Genomic DNA, 16777 nt, shown 5'->3' on the forward strand with positions numbered 1-16777 from the left:
AATGAAGAAAACAAGAAAACCAGGCGGTGGCCGGAAGAAGTTGAAGCCAGAGTACGATGCCGGGAAAAATCTGAAAGAGCAGATGGAAAGTGCTGTGGCACTTTATGATTCTGAGATGTCCTTGCAGGCCATCGGAGATGAGTTGGGATTAAATCCCATCAAGGTACGGAAGCTGCTCATCACGGCAGGTGTGTATGAATCAGAAGTGACGGAAAAAGTAAAAAACACTTTTGAAGAATACCGTGAAACTCAGGACTACAAAACCTCCATACTCTCAACCGCAAATGCGCTTCAACTCTCCAAAGCTTCCGTTACCTCGTACCTACCATATCAGAAAGGCGTGTATTTCCCAAGTACTGCATCAAAAGAGAAAATCAGTGTTGGAGCAGAGCGGCAGCGGAGATACAGAGCGATGAAGCGGTGGAGGGCTGATCCGACAGAAGAAAACTTCTGGGGTGTGATTCTGACCTATGCTGGAGTGAAATTTAAGACCTACGCCGGGTTGCCATTCTCTTACGAAATCAAAAAGGGCAGGAATGGCGAGTATACAAAAGAACTGTGGATCGACCGCCGAGAGAAGAGTAAAAGTCTGGCGTGGAGTTCTATAATTTTGGCACTGGGAAATATAAAAGGGGAAGTGGTTGATCGTCCCAAAGCTCTGGGTGATATCCGGGGAGTGACCTACATATACGGAATGTTCTATCGGTTCGGACTGATTGATGTGCCGGACAAGGTAAAGGAGAAGATGGGCCGTCCAAAAGACCGCAACTCAAAGTAATAAAACGTATTATGTATGGCAGAAATAGTTTTGAATTATTGAAGGCAAAAGTACTGCTTCATGAACAATTTCGCTGTGAAATCAACTAAGTGTGGAAAGAGCCCTTACTGCCTTTTTATCGTTATGTTCTAAAGCAAAAACCAGACAACCGTGCTTATATTACGAACGAAATAAGCACAATCGTCTGGTGGTAAGGCATAAAAATCCCCCAGTCGTACACAACTGGGGGAGAAAGAAGGTGGCCCGGAGGTCATCTTCCCGGTCTCGGATCTCGCAAGGTTACCGAAACCTGATCACTGTTGAAAGTATAGCCGATGTAGTAGTGCTAGTCAAGCAGAAAGAAAACTTAGGCAGTCTTTTTAGAATTGCAATAGTCATAGAGATTCAGAAGATAGTCGGGGCTTTCTCTCCAAATTCCGGTATCATAGTCGAAAAGTGTTTCATATACCTTTGAATTTGTGAAGCGTAACAGTGCATCTTCATAGGAAATAGTATCACGCAAAGCGAGTTCTTTGACCGTATCGCGCATGAGACTGACAGCACAGCTTTCTTTCTGCGTATCTGTGAAGTTATAGTTTGACATCTCCATAGCGGTCACTCCTTATATATTCAAGATGATTAACGGCGTCCTGCGTGCGAAAACAGAATTGGTCTTTTAGGCGATTGGGAAGAAGTTTTTCAATAGCTATTTTGTCTGCTTTCGGTGTGCCGGGGATACCAAAGTCAACGCCACCTATATACTGCTGTAAGGTGTGGGCTGTTTGGTCATCTGCAATTTTTCCACTGATGATGTCGATGGTGCCGTATTTTTTCAAAAGTTGTGGGAACAAATCCTTTTTTCGGTTTGCTGCTACAAAATGAAGCCATTCAACAGAGGCTCCTTGGAAACAGTAAGCTAATATGTTGGGATCGTAGTGGAATTTGTAAACAGATATCTGTCCGTCTTCCGGGTTGAAATCTTTTGGAACTGTACCAATACGCATCGCTTTCCTAACCGAAAGCTGAACGTAATTGTACGCTTGCTCGTAGGAAGATGTAAGATAAAAACCTCGGCCAAAATCGAGTCCACCAAAGCAGCGATTCAGGTCAATCGCCGGGATACCAATGTAGCTACCGTGGTACAGAAGCATCCCATCCTGCAATTCAATCATACGGATACACCTCGATTCTTTAACAAGGTTTCAACATCGTGAAGAACACAGGCGTAACCGTTTAGATGAAGGATGTCATAGCATTCAGAAATAAATCCAAGAATGTCGTATTTCTTAAAAAGTTCAGCGCAATCGCTGGGAGACATTTTCCACTTGGACTGAGCCATGCGGAAAACCCAGCACTGCATATCGGCAATGTCAATATTATATTCACCCATAGAGCGTACCTCCTTTGAGTACAACTTCTCAATTTAAGTATAGCTCTTTTTCTGCCGCTTAGCAACGACAGAATTGTAAATTTCAGATTATTTTATGCCTGTCTGCCCCGTGCAGATGGGCTTTTTTCATGCCTGCGAGGAGTTGGTTACGCAAATGGCATCCAGAATCCAGGGCATCACCGTTGAGATCGGCGGCGATACCACAAAGCTCTCCAAAGCGCTGGAAAGTGTAAACAAATCAATCAAGGGGACGCAGTCCGGACTGAAGGATGTCAACAAACTCCTGAAACTGGACCCTTCCAATACAGAACTGGTTGCCTATAAGCAGGAGAAAACGGTATAATTGAGGAAGGCAGTTGGGTATAAGGGGTACAAGTGGTGTAGATGAAAAATATTGTGAAGACGGAAAGAGGGGCTGTTGCATGCTTGTGAGTTAGTGATTTATGGGTATCATGATAAAACAAAAACGATAATTGGAGAACCTCATTGGAATTTTGGAAAATATTGTTAGATGATATAAAAGAACCGGTTTCGTACCTTCCCATGGGAGTCGGAGCGGCGATTATGATGCTTTTGTTATTGCGGCTGGTTGCCGGGGAGAAGGCATGGAGCGACCGCAGGTGTATTATTATTTTTTATTGGGTGTATATGAAACGGTTGTGTGGATTCAGGCGTTTTTTTCGCGGGAGTCGGGTTCCAGAACGGGGATTGACTGGCAGCTGTTTGAGACATGGGGCAGAACCTGGCAGTCCAGGGCATATATGGTTGAGAATGTGATTATGTTTCTTCCACTTGGAGTTTTGCCGTTGGCAGAAAGGCGGTGTGCCAAATGGTGGAAGATGCTTTTGAACAGTATGCTGTTGTCGATGATGATCGAGGGGATGCAGCTTGTGACAGAAAGAGGATATTGCCAGCTGGACGATGTAGTTATGAATACATTGGGCGGTTGTCTGGGATATGGGGTGATGCGGATAATCGATGCGGTGCATCGTCGTTTGCATCATTCATAGAGGGCTGAATTGGAATCCGAGCTTCCAGTTTGCAAGTTTAAGTTCTGATTTAGCTAATCACTTGCAAAAGTAAATTCTGGCAAATCAAAATATCATGATTTTAACACGATATATAAAAACATTGGATTTTCTGGTAAAATATAGGTGAGATTTTGTGAGGTGATCCATATGTCTTTTGTTAAAAATGATAATCAACAACTTACTCTTTTAGATAGCACGTTCAATCTTACAGAAGATAGAATTATAAGACTATGAAGCGAGGTAGTGGATATGGAGAAAGATCCGTTTAAGGAATATTTGAGGGAGTCTGAACCGAATAAAGCTTATAAAAGTTATGCTTGGAGTACAGCAATCGGACTTCAGGCGGTGGACGGACTCAAACCATCTAAATATCTGATTGATACCGCCATTCAGAATATTGAAGGCAAAATCACGATGAAGGAAGCACAGAGTCTTATCGACAGTTACTATGAAGAAAGACCAGTGCACTTGTCCGATGATGAGCGTACCGAAGAAGCAGATAAGGTTTCGTCCCGTATCGCAGAAATTCTTTCTGAAACAGCGTTTTCATTTTCGCCAAACGAGTATGTATCTATCCACCGTAAACTCTTTCAGGGTATTTATGAACACGCCGGAAAGATTAGAGATTACAACATTACAAAGAAAGAATGGGTGCTTGATGGGGCAACTGTTATGTATGGCAGTGCTTCAGAACTGAGAGCCACACTTGAATATGATTTTTCGCAGGAGAAGGATTTTAGCTATAAAGGGCTTTCAATGGACGAGATTATCCATCATCTTGCGGTATTTGTTTCAAGGTTATGGCAAATCCATATCTTCGGGGAAGGCAATACGAGAACAACAGCAGTGTTCTTCATCAAATATTTAAGGACGCTTGGGTTCTCTGCAACCAATGATATTTTTGCAGAAAATGCCTGGTATTTCAGAAATGCACTTGTGCGTGCAAACTATACGAACCTGAAAAAAGGCATTCACGAAACAACAGAGTATTTGGAAGCATTTCTCAGAAATTTGCTTTTGAACGAGAAAAATGAGCTTCATAATCGAAATCTTCATATAAGTGAACTTTTGAACGAAGAAAAAGTGGACATTGGGGACAAAAAAGTGGATGTTGAGAGTGGAAAAGTGGACATTCGAGACAAAAAAGTGGATATTGAAAGTTTACTTTTCGAAAAAAGTAGTGATTTCTCGGCAAAAACGACGATTCATATCCATAGACTTTTTGAAAAGTTTGGCTTTGATGAGGTGTTTGGAAGAAGTGCAGTTATGGAGCTTCTTGAGCTGAAAGGTTCAGGTGCTTCAAAACTTCTTTCCAATTTGGTAAAGGCAGACATTATTGAATCAGTATCCGGTCATGGAAAAGGAAAATATAAATTCAAGAAGTAGTTTAGGTATTGTAGAATTTCCGCTCATCGAGTGGAAATTTTGCTTAATATGATAGAGATATTTTCCAGAAATCCGGATTTCATTATATTGGAAGATGATGCAGTTCTCACACCGCTTCTGATAGATGATGAAATATCTAGTTTGTCGGCAATCCTTTTAAATGAAGCGTATTATGAATTGCTAAAAATCGGACAAAAGATGGTTGATGGCATTCCGGTATTAAGTCCGACTTGCCTGATACCATTTAAGGCGAAAGCGTGGCTGGATTTAAAAGAACGCAAGTTAAATGGAGATCAGGTTGACAGCAAAAATATAAAGAAACATAAAAACGATGTGTTCCGATTAGCACTGTTAATCACAGCCAATGGGCTGCACACTCAGCGCAAGAAGTATTGAGAATTTGCTGGCAGTCGGCTATAATGAGATCGAGAACATATGCGTGCAGAGGGGCGATGAATAGTCATCGACTGTGTGCATAAATAGGATTAATTTTGGGGGTTTTATGGGGGCTGAAAGCAAAACGAGGATGACAGAGGGAAGTATCTCTAAGAAGATTATTTTATTTGCCATACCATTGTTTCTGGGGAATCTGTTTCAGCAGCTGTATAATACAGCGGATTCCCTGATTGTAGGTAATTATCTTGGCAGCAATGCACTGGCAGCAGTCAGTTCGTCGGGAAACCTGATTTTCCTGATGGTAGGTTTTATTAACGGTATTGCCATGGGAGCCGGTGTAGTAATTGCCAGGTATTATGGGGCGAAAAACAAGGATTATCTCCAGAGAGCGATTCATACAACCACAGCCTCGGTCTGGTGGCCGGAATCACACTGACGGCTGCGGGAATGTATCTGGCACCGAAGGTTCTGGTACTGATGGGAACACCGGCAGATGTACTTCCAGAATCGATTGTATATTTTCAAACCTATTTTGCAGGTTCTCTGGGTGTAGTCATGTACAATATTTTCGTTGGAATCCTGCAGTCGGTGGGGGACGGCCGCCATCCGCTGATCTATCTGATTATTTCCTCCTGTGTGAATGTGGTGCTGGATATCTTCTTTATCACAGGACTTGGCATGGGAGTGGGATCGGCAGCCCTGGCAACGGCTATATCCCAGTTTGTCAGTGCGATTCTCTGTATGGTGCATCTGATGCGGGTGAAGGAAGACTACCGGCTGGAGCTTAGGAGGATTCGTTTTGACAGACATATGCTGAGGCAGATTATTCAGAATGGTGTACCTTCCGGTTTCCAGAACTCAGTCATTGCCATAGCCAACGTGTTTGTACAGTCCAACATCAATGCATTCGGTAAAATGGCCATGGCAGGCTGCGGAGCTTATTCTAAGGTAGAAGGTTTTGCCTTCCTGCCGGTGACCTGCTTTACTATGGCGATAACTACCTTTGTGGGACAGAATCTTGGGGCAAAGCAGTATGACAGAGCAAAGAAAGGTGCGAAGTTCGGTATCCTCTGCTCCATCTTCATTGCAGAACTGATTGGTATCACCATATATACGGCGGCACCGGTGCTGATTGCAGCATTCAACCGTGATCCGGATGTGATACATTATGGGGTGATGCAGTCCAGAATCATTGCGTTGTTTTATTGTTTATTGGCATTTACTCACTGTATCGCGGCTGTACTCCGGGGTTCCGGCAATGCTGCCGTGCCCATGATCGTTCTGCTCTGTGTATGGTGTCTGTTCCGTGTCAGCTACATCACACTGGCAGTGCGTCTGATTCCGGATATCCGGGTCATATTCTGGGCATACCCACTGACCTGGAGCATCAGCTCCGTGATTTTCCTGTTTTTGTTTTTAAGGGGAAATTGGGTGCATGGATTTGAGAAAAAAGTGACAGGGAGGTAACCAGATTAATGAATTATGCAGAATGTTTAGAACTGGCAAGAGGAAAAATGGGAAATTACTGCAAGGCCTGTCCGGAATGCAACGGAAGAGCCTGCAAGAATCAGATGCCGGGTCCGGGAGCCAAAGGAATCGGAGATACGGCGATTCGGAATTATGACAAATGGAAGGAAATCCGCGTCCAGATGGATACACTGGTGGAGAAACGTCCCATCGATACATCTCTTTCGTTGTTTGGAAAGAATTTTCAGTATCCGTTTTTTGCAGGTCCGGTGGGAGCCGTGAATATGCATTACGGCGATTCACTGAATGATGTTTCTTACAATGATATATTAGTTTCTTCCTGTGCAGAGTTTGGAATTGCCGCTTTTACAGGAGACGGAATGGACAGCAATGTGATGGTGGCTGCCACGGAAGCCATCAAAAAGGCAGGGGGACTGGGAATTCCTACAGTGAAGCCATGGAATGTGGAAATGGTTCGTGAAAAGATGGCGCTTGTCAAGGATGCAGGTGCTTTCGCGGCTGCCATGGATATCGATGCGGCAGGTCTTCCATTTTTGAAAAATTTCAATCCTCCGGCCGGAAGTAAATCAGTGGAGGAGCTTCGTGAGATCGTGAAGGCAGCAGGAGTCCCTTTTATTGTAAAGGGTATTATGACGGTAAAAGGCGCTTTGAAGGCTAAAGAGACCGGTGCGGCAGCCATCGTGGTATCTAACCATGGAGGAAGAGTCCTGGATCAGTGCCCGGCAACTGCAGAAGTTCTGGAAGAAATAGCAGAAGCAGTGGACGGTTCTATGAAGATTTTCGTGGATGGCGGAATCCGTTCCGGCACCGATGTATTTAAAGCATTGGCACTGGGGGCAGATGCGGTTATCATAGCCAGACCTTTCGTCACAGCTGTCTATGGCGGAGGCCGAGAAGGAGTTGAAGCATATATCCAGAAGATCGGAAGTGAGCTTGCAGATACCATGGCTATGTGCGGCGTATCTTTCCTTGCTGAAATTACCCGTGACTGTGTGAGAGTGTAAAAAAGTAAACTATCAAATATAGCAAAAATTAGTAGAAAGGGTGAGTGATATGCGTTTTAATCGTGTATTTGTAATCGTACTGGATTCCCTTGGAATCGGTCCCATGGCAGATTCTGCGAGATTTGACGATGCCGGTGCGGATACGCTGGGGCACATCTCAGAAACAGTGGAACATCTGGATATTCCGAATCTGCAGAGATTGGGACTTGCCAATCTCAAGGCCCTTAAGCAGGTTAAGCCGGCAGAACATCCGGAAGGATATTTCATGGCGATGAATGAGGCGAGCAATGGTAAGGATACCATGACCGGTCATTGGGAGATGATGGGCATCCGGACGGATAAGCCATTTATCACATTTACAGAACATGGATTTCCCAAGGAACTGATTGACGAACTGGAAAAGCGCTGCGGCAGAAAGATAATCGGCAATAAGGCAGCCAGCGGAACGGAGATTCTGGAGGAGCTGGGTGAACAGGAAGTGAATGAAGGAAAGCTGATTGTCTATACATCAGCGGATTCTGTGCTTCAGATCTGTGGCAATGAGGAAACCATGGGACTTGAGACCTTGTATCATTACTGTGAGATTGCCAGAGAACTGACTATGCGGGATGAGTGGAGAGTTGGCCGTGTTATCGCAAGATCCTATGTGGGCAAAAAGCGCGGCGAATTCAAACGGACAAGTAACCGCCATGATTATGCTTTGAAACCCACCGGACCGACGGCGCTGAATGCACTGAAGGATGCCGGATATGATGTGATTTCCGTTGGAAAGATTAACGATATCTTTGTGGGAGAAGGGATAACAGAAAGCAATCATTCCGACAGCAGTGTACATGGCATGCAGCAGACCATCGATATCGCAAAGCGGGATTTCAAGGGACTTTGCTTTACCAATCTGGTAGATTTTGATGCGTTATGGGGACATCGCAGAAATCCGGTGGGATACGGGGAAGAGATCGAAAAATTTGATAAAAAGCTGGGAGAGCTTCTGCCGCTGCTCCGTGAGGACGATCTGCTGATTCTGACGGCGGATCATGGAAATGATCCGACCTATAAGGGAACGGATCACACAAGAGAGCAGGTCCCGTTTATCGCATATTCACCATCGGATACGGAAAGTGGGAAGCTTGATACAAGTGACACCTTTGCCGTTATCGGCGCGACCATTGCGGATAATTTTGGTGTCAGAATGCCGGAGGGGACCATCGGAACTTCTATTCTGGATCAGATAAAATAAATGACATTGGACTTGAAGTTAAAAACAGAAAGGCGGCGATTATATGGTTGATTATACAGAAGGAACGGGAAAACAGTACCACACAGGAATCGGCCCGGAGGATATCGGCGGATATGTCATCATGCCGGGGGACCCCAAGCGATGCAAGAAGATAGCAGAACATTTTGAGAATCCGGTGTTAGTTGCGGATAATCGTGAATATACCACATATACGGGAACCATCGATGGGGTAAAAGTCAGTGTGACGTCAACCGGCATCGGTGGTCCGTCAGCGGCTATCGCTATCGAGGAGTTATCCAAGTGCGGAGCCCATACTTTTCTGCGTGTGGGCACCTGTGGAGGTATGCAGGAGGATGTACTGGGCGGAGATATCGTAGTTGCAAGCGGAGCTATCCGCATGGAAGGAACCAGCAGAGAGTACGCTCCCATTGAGTACCCGGCTGTTCCCCATGTGGATGTTATGACTGCCATGATCCGTGCAGCGAAGAAGCTGAAGTTCCGCTGTCATGCGGGCGTTGTACAGTCGAAGGATTCCTTCTTTGGACAGCATGAGCCGGAGGTGATGCCGGTCAGCTATGAGCTTGAAAATAAGTGGCAGGCATGGCTTCGGATGGGATGCCTGGCATCGGAGATGGAGTCAGCAGCATTGTTTATCGCAGGTAGCTTCCTTCGGGTGCGTGTAGGTGCCTGCTTCCTGGTTCTGGCTAATCAGGAGCGGGCGAAAAAAGGTCTGTCCAATGAACAGGCCCATGATACAGAGGCAGCAATCCGGACAGCGGTGGAAGCCATCCGTATCTTGATTCAGGAGGATGCGAAGAATGAATAATGAGAGGATAGAAACACTCATCGAGGAAGCATTCGCAGCACGGAAAATGGCCTATACACCCTATTCTCATTTTCAGGTGGGGGCGGCTCTGCTGACTGAAAAAGGCGGGATTTACCGTGGCTGCAATATTGAAAATGCGGCCTATACACCGACAAACTGCGCGGAACGCACTGCCTTTTTTAAGGCAGTCAGTGAGGGTGAACGCAGCTTCACAGCGATTGCAGTTGTGGGAGGCCCGGAAGGAGCTTCGGAATTTGACTGGTGTGCGCCCTGTGGCGTGTGCCGTCAGGTGATGAAGGAATTCTGCCAGGATGATAGATTTCAGATCATTCTGGCACGTTCGGTGAAGGAATATAAGGTCTATACACTGGCGGAGCTTCTGCCGATGGGATTCGGACCGGATAATTTGCAGTAGGAATGCCGATTGCCTCATAAAGCTGGTATGCAGGTGTCAAAGACCCGCGCACTGTAATCTTACAGTTTCATTAATATAACTTAATATATTGGAACACCTTTTGACATTGCAAAAAAAACAGGGTACACTGTATGACAGGCGGGGATGGATTCACCATTTCCGCCTGTATTCAGAAGAAAAAGCGGACGCAGGTCCGATGAAAAATAGAAAAAGTGTGGGGAGTTTGGACGGATGGCTCAGAAAGAGTGGAAACGGGAAGAAATGAAACAGAATCAGGGAAGAACAGAGCAGAACCAGAGAAAAAAGGTTCAGAAAAAGACAGGGTATAGGGCAGTGCTGGCGGCTTCGATGTTTTTGATTGCTGCTTCGGCAGCCCTGTCAGCGTGCAAAAAATCACCGGTGGCTGAGACAACAGCGCAGACACAGGCGGCAGAGGAAACGGAGGGCGCGGTCAGCACGGCGCTCGGAGCGGCGGATCGGGTGCTGGAGGAGAATGGCATGCTGTACCTCAAATACCGCACGGAGATCCGTTCCCTTTCGAAGGAGACAGGCGAGATGAAGACGCTCTGCCAGTTTGACACGGGAGATGAAAACAGCACCTTCTGGGTCTACGGAGGCGGGCTGTATTTTGATCGGATACAGGCGGAGAGTGGCAGCACACAGGGCACGGAGCTTTATGGGCTGTACCGGCTGGATTTGGAGAGCGGTGTGGAAGAGCATTTAGCGGATCTGACGGATCAGCCGTCGGTGCTCTATGCGTCAAAGAACCGCCTGTATGTCAAGGGTTACAACATGAATGTCATTTATACGCTCGATGAGAATGGCAAAACAGCGGGAGAGTTGTCACCGTCAGACACGATCTACGGGGAGATTCCGGCAGGCTGCAGCGAGCTGTTTAATGGGATTCTTCCATATTATACGGAACAGTTTGGGTATATGCCGGTGCAGAATGAAACCTGCCTGGTGATTGCGGATGCGGACGGCAGCCATCGAGGGAGATTTCGGATATTACGAATACATCGTCGGTGCTGTTTGCGAAGGACGCATTCTTTGCCCTGCTTCGGGATGGCAATGGAAATACGCAGTGTTACCGCTATGAGGTCTCTGACCCGGAGAAACGGACGCTTTTATATGAGACGGCGGAAAATATCAGCCTGGTGCAGTATCAGGGCGGATATTTGTACCTGATGGAAAATCAGGCGTCCCAGATCAGTACGGGAAAGTATACGTTTAAACGGATTGCGGCGGATGCTAAGGCAGATGCAGCGGCAAATGCCGCCGAGGCGCAGAATGCGCTTTTTACGGTCGAGGAAGAGCCAGGCATGACGAATGATTTTTCTATGTATGGTAATTTTTATGTGACGGGAAATCAGGCATACTGCCAGCAGTTTAAGGATTACGGCGTTTATCTGGGCGAAAAAACGCTGGATGATGCGGCAAGCGGGGAAGTGACGTTGTTAGAGCCGGTTCTGTTCCAGTCTCCGATCCGGGAGCTGGGGCATGTCGAGGCGCAGTCGGAGACGTTAAAGAGTGCGGATGGAAGCCGGGAGCTGGGAAGTGTGTACGCAGAACGGCTGGTATTTGACGGAGAGGGCGATGCGGTCGAGGCGATGAACCAGACGATGCAGGAGCTGCAGGTGTCGGTTCTGTCGGCGGCGCGGACGGATTCCATGAATCTTGATACGGAGATGAGCATCGATACAGCGGAAACGGACGGATCGGAGGAAGAGGTACTTCCGCAGGAGGCGGATGCAGCGCAGCCGATCTATTCGATGGCTCTTACGATCGACGGAGATGACGCGATTACGTATCTGGATGATCATTATGTCTGCGTCCGTGCGGATGGATACGAATATACGGGCGGCGCACACGGAACGCCGTTCCGCCAGTATTTTGTCTTTGACCGGGAAACGGGGGCACGCCTGTCTTTGAGCGATGTGGTTGAGAATCCGGTGGAGGAGCTGCAGGCGAAGGTTGGTGCGGCATTCAGGGAGCTGGCGGAAAAGACAAATTTTGCCTTTGAATCACCGGAGGATCTGGAACATACGGTGGCAGACGGCATCAGCTACGAATCGCCGTTTTATCTGAGCGAGACGGGCGTGGTTTTCTATTATGCGCCGTATGAGATTGCATCGTATGCGGAAGGATTCCCGGAGGTAACAATTCCGTACAGCGAGTTAGAAATGCGGATTGAACTTAGCAAGTAGGAATTTTCTGAACTGCAACAAATGCGGATTGCCCTTAAGTAGAGAGCTTGAAGTTGAGGAAAAAATCGCTTATAATACTCCATAGAAAAACAGTGTCGAACGAATCTGAAAGAATGGCACAGGATGAGGAGGAAGCAGCATGAAGACAGTTGTTAAGGAAAATGCGAACGGCGGCAAAGGACAGGTAGTTGTAAAATACATTCTGGATGACAATGAGTTAAATGCAAAATGTAAGATGTTTGCCGAGGTAACGATCGCACCGGGATGTTCCCTGGGCTATCATGAGCACCACGGCGAGAGCGAGACGTATTATATCATCAAGGGACAGGGCGAGTACGATGACAATGGAACGAAACGTCCGGTTACCGTCGGCGATAAGACCTTCACGCCGGATGGCTGTGGTCATGGCATTGCCAATACCGGAGATGAAGATCTGGTCTTTATGGCATTGATCCAGCTGGATTAAGAGTGAAGAACAAAACAGAAAAAGGTAACGGTTCACAGTAACCAAAAAAGGCGCTGGCACGGGAGGTGGTTCGATGTGTCGGCGCTTTTTGCCATATATGTCCGGAAAATGCCTATATGTTTAAGCGGAAAAAATTGGAAATCAAAAAAACAGTGGCTCAAAGGAAGAAAAAGGAGGTGTGCCTGCGTGAAACTATTTCATCTTTCTGATCTGCATATCGGGAAAATGTTAAATGGCTATAGCCTGCGCGAGAGCCAGAAGAATGCGTTTTTGCAGATACTTAAATATGCGGAGGAAGAGAAGCCGGATTCGATTCTGATATGCGGGGATATTTATGATAAATCGGTCCCGGCGGGGGAAGCGTATACGCTTTTTGACTGGTTTTTGACCGAGCTATCCGGGCGATGTCCGGAGACGGAGATCCTGATCATTGCGGGAAATCACGATTCACCGGAGCGGCTGGCGTATGGCGCATCGTTTCTGGCACGCCACCGGATCCATATCGCGGCGCTGCCGCCGGCAGATCGGACGGAGTATTTAAAGCAGGTCACACTTACAGATGAGTGGGGACCGGTTCATTTTTATCTGGTACCGTTTATCCGTCCGGGTCATGTGCGCCATTTGTTTGACACCAATGGTTATACCGATGCATTCCAGAAACTCCTGGCGCGGGAGACGATCCACAAGCAGGAGCGCAATGTGGTTCTGGCGCACCAGTTTTTTGTCTGGAACGGTCAGAATCCGGAAACCTGCGATTCGGAGACGGCGGTGCTGACCTCCGGAGGATTGGATGCGATCGATGCGTCGGTGCTGGAACCGTTTGAATATGCGGCGTTAGGGCATATCCATGGGGCACAGAAGGTAGGGCAGGAGCGGTTTTGCTATTGTGGGACGCCGTACAAATATTCGATCAGTGAAGAACACCATCAGAAGGGGATCACGGTGGTGGAACTGGGAGAAAAAGGAAGTGAGCCGCAGATCCGCCGTCTGCCGATTCTCTGCCATCCCGATGTAAAGCGCGTGCGGGGGACACTGGAAGAACTCAAGCTGCTTTCAGATACGATGGAAAAGATGCCGGATGGAAGTGGACGCGCGGACGCGTATGTGAGCGTGGTCCTGACGGACGAAAAAGAAATGTACGATTTCCGGGAACGCCTGGAGGAGTTATTTGCGCATATTTTGGAGATCCGGGTGGACAATGAGAGGACGCGGAAACGACTGGAGGAAGAACCGGAGGAAACAGGGGCGGTGACGCCGTTTCAGGCATTTGCCTCTTTTTATGAGGCGGTGCGCCACTGCCCGATGACAGAGGAACAGGAGACGATTCTGGCGCGCATGGTGGAAGAGGCAGAGGAGGAGGAACGCGTATGAAACCGAAGCTGCTTACAATGTCGGCGTTTGGCTCTTATGGGGGCGTGACGCAGATTGATTTCGAACGGGCGGGGACGGGATTGTTCCTGCTCACGGGCGATACGGGGGCAGGCAAAACGACGATCTTTGACGCGATCTCGTTTGCGCTCTACGGGGCGGCGAGCGGCGCCGGGAGAGAGGGCGCGATGCTTCGCAGCCAGTATGCACCGGAGGACGCGGAGACCTGGGTGGAACTGACGTTTGAGGATAAGGGGCAGGATTATACGATCCGCCGCAGTCCGGCATACACGCGCCTCAGCAAGCGGAAAAATAAGGACGGCGCATACACGGCGACGAGTGTGGCGCCGAAAGCGTCTCTGCTTTTGCCGGATGGAAGTGAGATGTCCGGCCGGATCCGTGAGATCGATGAGAAGATCCGGGCGATCGTGGGCGTGGACCGCGATCAGTTTTCGCAGATCGCGATGATCGCGCAGGGCGAATACATCCGTCTGCTCCATGCATCCTCCAAAGAAAGAAAAGAGATATTTTCGCGCATTTTCCATACCGGGATCTACGGTAGAATCCAGCAGAAGCTGCGGGAGGCAGATCGGACGCTGTATGGAAGGCTGGAGGATAACAAGACCCGGTGCGAGGAAGTCATCCGGCAGGTGACGGTTCCCAGGACGGAGGAGGCGGTAGCTTTGGAGTGGGAAGAAAGATGGCAGTCTTTGAAAGAGCGGTACCGGACAAATGGAGCGGAACTGCTTGCATTTCTGCATCAGTTGTCGGAGGAAAGCCGGAGGATCGAGGAAGAGGCGGGGAGACTGGAAGAGAATGCAATCCAGAAGCTTGCCGCCGGACAGAACCATCTGGAGCTTGTGAAAAAGGAAAAACGGGTACTGGAAGAAAAGAGCCGTTTGGAAGCATTTGGACGGGAGATGGAGGAGAAGCGCCGGGAAGCTGCCGCAGCCTATGAGAGCCGGAAACCGGAGCTGGAGGATCAGATCTGGCGGATGCAGGATGCGCTTCCGCTCTATGCGGAGCAGGAGAAAAAACGGCAGGCATATGAAACTTTGGAACATCAGCGGACGGCTCTGACCCAAAACCTGAAAAAAATGCAGAATCAGCTGGAAACGTGCCGTACACAGGAAGAAATACTTCGAAACCAGGAGCGGGAGGCGGTAGAGGCGCGCGCTGCCCTGGCAGAATGCCGGGGACGGCGGGAGCAGATGGAACGGCGCCAGGCGGTTTTGCAGGAGTTAGGGAAATGCTGTGAAGCGGAGCGGACATGGAGGAAGTCACTGGAAAAACGCCAGGAAAAATTTCAGGCAGCCGCGCGGGCGTACCAGCAGTCAGATCAGTTGTATCAGGACGCGTCCTGCCGCTTTCTGGCGATGCAGGCGGGACTTCTGGCGGCAGAGCTGCAGGAAGGAAAACCGTGCCCGGTCTGCGGCTCGCTGGAACACCCGGCTCCCTGCCGTCTGGAGACAGAGCCGATCCGGGAGGAACAGGTAGAAGCGCTGCGTGCCGGGCGGGATGATGCCGATCAGAAGCAGAGGACAGCCGCTGAGGCGTGCCAGGAGGCGCAGATCTCGCTGGAACATGAGAGCAGACGGCGGATAGAGATCCAGGGAAAACTGTACGGTCAAAATCAGGACAGCCCGGCAGCCCAGCCGGATGTGGATGCTCTGGAGAAGGAGCTACGGCAGATGGCACAGGAAATCCGGCGATGCAGGCAGGCGGAAACCACTTATACTGACCGGATTGCCATGGAAGAAACGATCCGGCAGAAACGGGAGGCGAACGGAGCCGGACAGAAGAAGCTGGAAGCTGCGCTGGAGCTTAAAAGAAGTGAGGTGCAGCAGGTGGCGATCGAGAGCCAGACGAGACGTAATGAGCTGGAGGAACTCTCGAAGCGGCTGGAGTGGAAAGACAGCCGGACACTCCGGGTGGAGCTTGAGAAGCGCAGCCGGGAGCTGGAAACACTTGCAGAGGCGGTGACAGCGGCTGATAAGAAAGCACAGGAGTGCCGGGAAAAATGCCGGGAGCTGGAGGGAAGCTTATCTTCGCTCCGGGAACGTTTTGAAGCAGATTCAGAAACAGAACCGGAAGAAAAAATCCAGCAAAAGATCCGGCACTGGGAAGAGGAAAAAAACCGCTGGTCGCGGCTTCACCGGGAACATGTGTCGGTGCGGACGCGCAACGAGGATGCATATGCGGCACTTCGGGTGTATCTGCAGGAACGGGAGCAGCTTGACCGGGAAAAACAGCAGATCAGCGAACTTTACCAGACGGCGGACGGAAAACTGAGCGGCGCGGCGCGGATCGATTTCCAGACGTATGTACAGCGCCAGTATTTCCGCCAGATGATACAGGCAGCTAACCGCCGCCTGCGCCGGATGACGAAAGGAACCTTTGAACTTCAATGCCGCGGTCTGGCCGATCTGGGAAAACAGGGAGAAGTGGGACTTGACCTGGATGTCTACAGCTTTGTGACTGACCGGGTCCGGGACGTCAAAACACTGTCCGGTGGAGAATCCTTTCTGGCGGCGCTTGCGATGGCGCTCGGCATGGCGGATGTCATCCAGAATGCGGCAGGCAGCGTGAAGGTGGATGCGATGTTCATTGATGAGGGATTTGGTTCCCTGGATGAGGAATCACGGACGCGGGCGGTTCAGGTGCTGCAGGAGCTGTCCGGAGGAAGACGCCTGATCGGCATCATTTCCCACGTGACGGAGCTGAAAGAGGAGATGGGACACAAGCTGGTGGTAAAAAAAGGAAATGGTGGAAGCCAGGTGCATTGGGAGATAGAAGATTAGTAGGA

19 protein-coding genes are annotated in these 16777 nt (G+C 48.9%); 16 read left to right on the forward strand and 3 right to left on the reverse strand.

The features are described 5' to 3' along the window. Nucleotide 1: 1 nt before the first annotated feature. A complete protein-coding gene (locus tag DW085_RS19630) occupies nucleotides 2–778 on the forward strand; it encodes a hypothetical protein (protein WP_243033951.1) in 777 nt (258 codons plus the stop codon). A gap of 346 nt (nucleotides 779–1124) precedes the next feature. Here DW085_RS19630 and DW085_RS06625 read toward each other — a convergent pair whose 3' ends face one another. Genes DW085_RS06625 through DW085_RS06635 form a run of 3 tightly spaced genes read right to left on the reverse strand, consistent with a single transcriptional unit; the run spans nucleotide 1125 to nucleotide 2147 of the window. Next, a complete protein-coding gene (locus tag DW085_RS06625) occupies nucleotides 1125–1367 on the reverse strand; it encodes a hypothetical protein (protein ID WP_118491909.1) in 243 nt (80 codons plus the stop codon). Next, nucleotides 1348–1929: a DUF3990 domain-containing protein gene (locus DW085_RS06630; RefSeq protein ID WP_118491910.1), complete on the reverse strand. Its 582-nt coding sequence runs from the start codon at nucleotides 1927–1929 to the stop codon at nucleotides 1348–1350. Before DW085_RS06630 ends, DW085_RS06625 begins: the two co-directional genes overlap by 20 nt. Beyond that, a complete protein-coding gene (locus tag DW085_RS06635) occupies nucleotides 1926–2147 on the reverse strand; it encodes a DUF3791 domain-containing protein (RefSeq protein ID WP_118491912.1) in 222 nt (73 codons plus the stop codon). The genes DW085_RS06630 and DW085_RS06635 overlap by 4 nt, the downstream gene beginning before the upstream one ends. A 154-nt stretch (nucleotides 2148–2301) precedes the next feature. On the opposite strand from DW085_RS06635, the gene DW085_RS06640 reads away from it, so the two are divergent. The 15 genes from DW085_RS06640 (at nucleotide 2302) to DW085_RS06710 (ending at nucleotide 16772) form a co-directional block, all read left to right on the forward strand. Beyond that, entirely contained in the window at nucleotides 2302–2490 is a 189-nt protein-coding gene (locus tag DW085_RS06640; protein ID WP_118491914.1) for a hypothetical protein, read from the forward strand. A 262-nt stretch (nucleotides 2491–2752) separates the two neighbouring features. Further along, entirely contained in the window at nucleotides 2753–3157 is a 405-nt protein-coding gene (locus tag DW085_RS06645; protein WP_118491916.1) for a VanZ family protein, read from the forward strand. A 270-nt stretch (nucleotides 3158–3427) separates the two neighbouring features. Then, nucleotides 3428–4564: a Fic family protein gene (locus DW085_RS06655; protein WP_118492017.1), complete on the forward strand. Its 1137-nt coding sequence runs from the start codon at nucleotides 3428–3430 to the stop codon at nucleotides 4562–4564. A gap of 48 nt (nucleotides 4565–4612) precedes the next feature. Then, complete coding sequence (locus tag DW085_RS06660; protein WP_118491918.1) at nucleotides 4613–4960, forward strand: hypothetical protein; 348 nt, start codon at nucleotides 4613–4615, stop codon at nucleotides 4958–4960. Nucleotides 4961–5066: 106 nt separating this feature from the next. After that, nucleotides 5067–5396: an MATE family efflux transporter gene (locus DW085_RS20460; protein WP_347475003.1), complete on the forward strand. Its 330-nt coding sequence runs from the start codon at nucleotides 5067–5069 to the stop codon at nucleotides 5394–5396. Beyond that, a complete protein-coding gene (locus DW085_RS06665; protein WP_347475004.1) occupies nucleotides 5378–6427 on the forward strand; it encodes an MATE family efflux transporter in 1050 nt (349 codons plus the stop codon). Before DW085_RS20460 ends, DW085_RS06665 begins: the two co-directional genes overlap by 19 nt. Before the next feature lie 8 nt (nucleotides 6428–6435). Further along, nucleotides 6436–7452: an alpha-hydroxy-acid oxidizing protein gene (locus tag DW085_RS06670; protein ID WP_118491920.1), complete on the forward strand. Its 1017-nt coding sequence runs from the start codon at nucleotides 6436–6438 to the stop codon at nucleotides 7450–7452. Nucleotides 7453–7501: 49 nt separating this feature from the next. Then, nucleotides 7502–8689: a phosphopentomutase gene (locus tag DW085_RS06675; RefSeq protein ID WP_118491922.1), complete on the forward strand. Its 1188-nt coding sequence runs from the start codon at nucleotides 7502–7504 to the stop codon at nucleotides 8687–8689. Nucleotides 8690–8732: 43 nt separating this feature from the next. Continuing rightward, a complete protein-coding gene (udp, locus tag DW085_RS06680) occupies nucleotides 8733–9515 on the forward strand; it encodes a uridine phosphorylase (RefSeq protein WP_118491924.1) in 783 nt (260 codons plus the stop codon). After that, a complete protein-coding gene (gene cdd / locus DW085_RS06685) occupies nucleotides 9508–9930 on the forward strand; it encodes a cytidine deaminase (RefSeq protein ID WP_022359924.1) in 423 nt (140 codons plus the stop codon). The genes udp and cdd overlap by 8 nt, the downstream gene beginning before the upstream one ends. Nucleotides 9931–10161: 231 nt before the next feature. Next, entirely contained in the window at nucleotides 10162–11118 is a 957-nt protein-coding gene (locus DW085_RS19635) for a hypothetical protein (RefSeq protein WP_118491926.1), read from the forward strand. 584 nt (nucleotides 11119–11702) lie between these two features. After that, complete coding sequence (locus DW085_RS19640; RefSeq protein ID WP_243033953.1) at nucleotides 11703–12137, forward strand: DUF3298 and DUF4163 domain-containing protein; 435 nt, start codon at nucleotides 11703–11705, stop codon at nucleotides 12135–12137. Nucleotides 12138–12276: 139 nt separating this feature from the next. Then, nucleotides 12277–12603, forward strand: coding sequence for a cupin domain-containing protein (locus tag DW085_RS06700; protein ID WP_107000176.1), 327 nt, complete (start codon nucleotides 12277–12279; stop codon nucleotides 12601–12603). A gap of 186 nt (nucleotides 12604–12789) precedes the next feature. After that, entirely contained in the window at nucleotides 12790–13974 is a 1185-nt protein-coding gene (locus DW085_RS06705; RefSeq protein WP_118491930.1) for an exonuclease SbcCD subunit D, read from the forward strand. Further along, entirely contained in the window at nucleotides 13971–16772 is a 2802-nt protein-coding gene (locus tag DW085_RS06710; RefSeq protein WP_118491932.1) for an SMC family ATPase, read from the forward strand. The genes DW085_RS06705 and DW085_RS06710 overlap by 4 nt, the downstream gene beginning before the upstream one ends. The last annotated feature ends 5 nt before the right edge of the window (nucleotides 16773–16777 follow it).

The organism is Clostridium sp. AF50-3, assembly GCF_003477445.1.
Classification (GTDB): Bacteria; Bacillota; Clostridia; order Lachnospirales; family Lachnospiraceae; genus Otoolea; species Otoolea fessa.